The organism is Bradyrhizobium sp. Ses1 (assembly GCF_059512365.1).
Window position 1 is genome coordinate 1 of the sequence record NZ_JCAMOQ010000147.1, and the last position, 2528, is coordinate 2528.

1 protein-coding gene and 2 pseudogenes are annotated in these 2528 nt (G+C 57.9%); all 3 read right to left on the minus strand.

Going from position 1 to position 2528, the window contains the following annotated elements:
• Positions 1–72: 72 nt before the first annotated feature.
• Positions 73–1159: pseudogene (locus tag AC5ZG5_RS45980) on the minus strand (IS630 family transposase).
• A gap of 50 nt (positions 1160–1209) precedes the next feature.
• Positions 1210–1692, minus strand: a complete 483-nt coding sequence (locus AC5ZG5_RS45985; RefSeq protein ID WP_456647269.1) for a hypothetical protein — start codon at positions 1690–1692, stop codon at positions 1210–1212.
• Positions 1693–1965: 273 nt separating this feature from the next.
• A pseudogene (locus tag AC5ZG5_RS45990) lies at positions 1966–2528 on the minus strand (transposase); the annotation flags it as partial.

Here is a 2528-nt window from a genome sequence, read left to right on the forward strand (position 1 = left end):
TGCGCATCGAAGTCCCCCGTGCCGAATCAGTTCGGTCCAAGGGAATCAGAGTGCGCTAATTAGGTACAGACCCTAGTGTCCTGTCCCGGTAATTCGTGAGCAAAGTCGATGCAGTTTTTCGAGGATTGCGTCTGCCGTAGCGGTCCATCGAAAGGGCTGGCAGGTGGCGTTGTATGCCGTGACGAATTGATCGATCTTCCGGACGAGTTGCTTAACACTGGAGAAAGAGCCGCGGCGGATTGCCTTGTCGGTGATCAACGCAAAGAAGCGTTCCACTTGGTTAAGCCAGGAACTGTAGGTGGGAATGAAGTGGATGTGCCAACGGGGCCTGATCGCGAGCCAAGCCCTGATCTTCGGGTGGTTGTGGGTCGCGTAATTGTCGATAATGCAGTGGATATCCAGCCCCATGGGAACCGCTTTATCGATCTCGCGCAAGAACGACAGGAATTCCTGATGTCGATGACGCGGCTTGCACCTGGCGAGCACCGTCCCATCAATCACATTCAGCGCTGCGAACAACGTGGTGGTCCCGTGGCGCTTGTAGTCGTGAGTAATGCCTTCGACGTAACCGAAGCCCATGGGTAGCATTGGCTGCGTGCGCTCCAAAGCTTGGCATTGACTCTTCTCATCGGATCACCAAAGCGTTGTCGGGCGGGCTCAGATACAGCCCGACGACGTCGCGCAGCTTCTCGATGAAGAAAGGATCGTTGGACAGCTTGAAGCCTTCAGAGCGATGCGGTTGCAAGCCGAACGTTCGGAAATAACGCTGCACGCTGGTCTTGGAGATGCCAGTTTCGGCAGCCACGGAGCGAACGCTCCAATGTGTGGAACCATCCGATGGCTTAGTGTGCAGCGTCGTTCTAATCAGCTGCGCCACGCGTTCGTCATCGATCGTTCTCGGCGCGCCTGGGCGAACATCGTCGTACAAGCCAGCCAGGCGCCGCTCAATGAAACGCGACCGCCACTTCCCGACCGTAGCATTGGTGAGTTGCATTCGTTGCGCGATCGCATTGTTGGGCTCGCCATCTGCACTACTCAGTATAATGCGCGCTCGACTGCTGAGCGCCGCGGGCAGCGAGCGGCTACGTGCAAACGTTTGAAGCTGCGAACGCTCTTGATCCGACAACACCAGATCAGCCTTCGGTCTGCCTATCGTCATCGCCATCTCCATCCCACAAGATCGCGAGAACGATGCAGAATTAATGCCAGTTATTTGCGGGACAGGACACGTAGCACGTCGTTCAAAATGCCGCGGCTATCGACAGTGCCGGAAGATGATCCGGTGGTTCTTGGCCACTGCGCTGAGCGCTGTTCAGCGAGCCTGATCTCGTTCTTCAGCGCCTCAACATTCGCTCCGGTTAGCGATGCGGCAAGTTCGGCGCGCCCCCTGATAAAGGATCGGGCCGGGTAGCGTTCGCTTTCCTGGATAGCGCGCGCTCTCAGATTGCCCTTCGTCATGGTCGAGGGTGATCCAGTCTCGGAATCTATCAAAGTGGCAGCTGAATCCGATGTTTGGTGGATTGGCCGCAACTCACGTAGCTGCTGCTCAAATTTCGCTTGATCGGCGGACGGGTGTGCTGGTGAGCTGGTTTGTGCGCTCAGATCGCCCGGCTGTTGCTGCGCCCGCTGCTGCCCAAGCAGATCGTCAGCGTCAATGGAATCTTCTGCGGTGTTCGGTGGATCGATATTCATTCTGTTTCCCGCGAGCATAGGTGTTTCAAGCTTATTTTCGCAGGGGCGGCTTTCGAGAAGCTGACGAGTCAGGAAAGCAATCCAAACGACGCAAAAACTTTTTCGGACGATTCCCCGCTCGGCCACCGCGGGGGAGGGAAGTGCCCCGCGAATCCGCGTCTACCAGGTAACTCCGCGCCTTTCGCGCGTCTAAACTGAAGTGGACCCTATGCTGAGGACCACTGGGTCCGGTTTCTTAAGTGGAACTGCTGCCGTTCGTTCTTGCCAATAACTTTACGCTATTCTTGCTTGCTGCTGTTGTGGCTGTGGGGATGTGGGCAACGCGCAGCGTTGTCCAAGCTTCTCGCTTGCGAGAAGCGTCATATCCACAGCCTCTTCGCCGAATGCGCCGGTGACACCGGCCCGCCAGACCGCCATCGGCGCGCGGTTTTCCAGCGCCTGATGAGGGCGCTGGAAATTGTAAAACTCGATCCATCGGGCAATTCCGGCTTTGGCCTCGTGGCCATCCGAATAGCCCTTGAGATAGATGTCCTCGTATTTGAGCGAGCGCCACAGCCGCTCGATGAACACGTTGTCCATCCAGCGCCCGCGACCGTCCATCGAGATCCTGACGCCGGTGGCGGCCAGCGTGCCGGTGAAGGCGGCGCTGGTGAACTGGCTGCCCTGGTCGGTATTGTCGCGACGATGCTTCGCATCGCGCTGAGATCTCAGGCCGGCCGAAGCGTGCCAAGGCCTCTTCGAGCGCAGACACGCAGAACGATGTGTCCATCGTGTTCGACAGGCGCCAGGCCAGCACCGCACGGCTCGCCCAATCGATGATCGCCACCAGATACAGA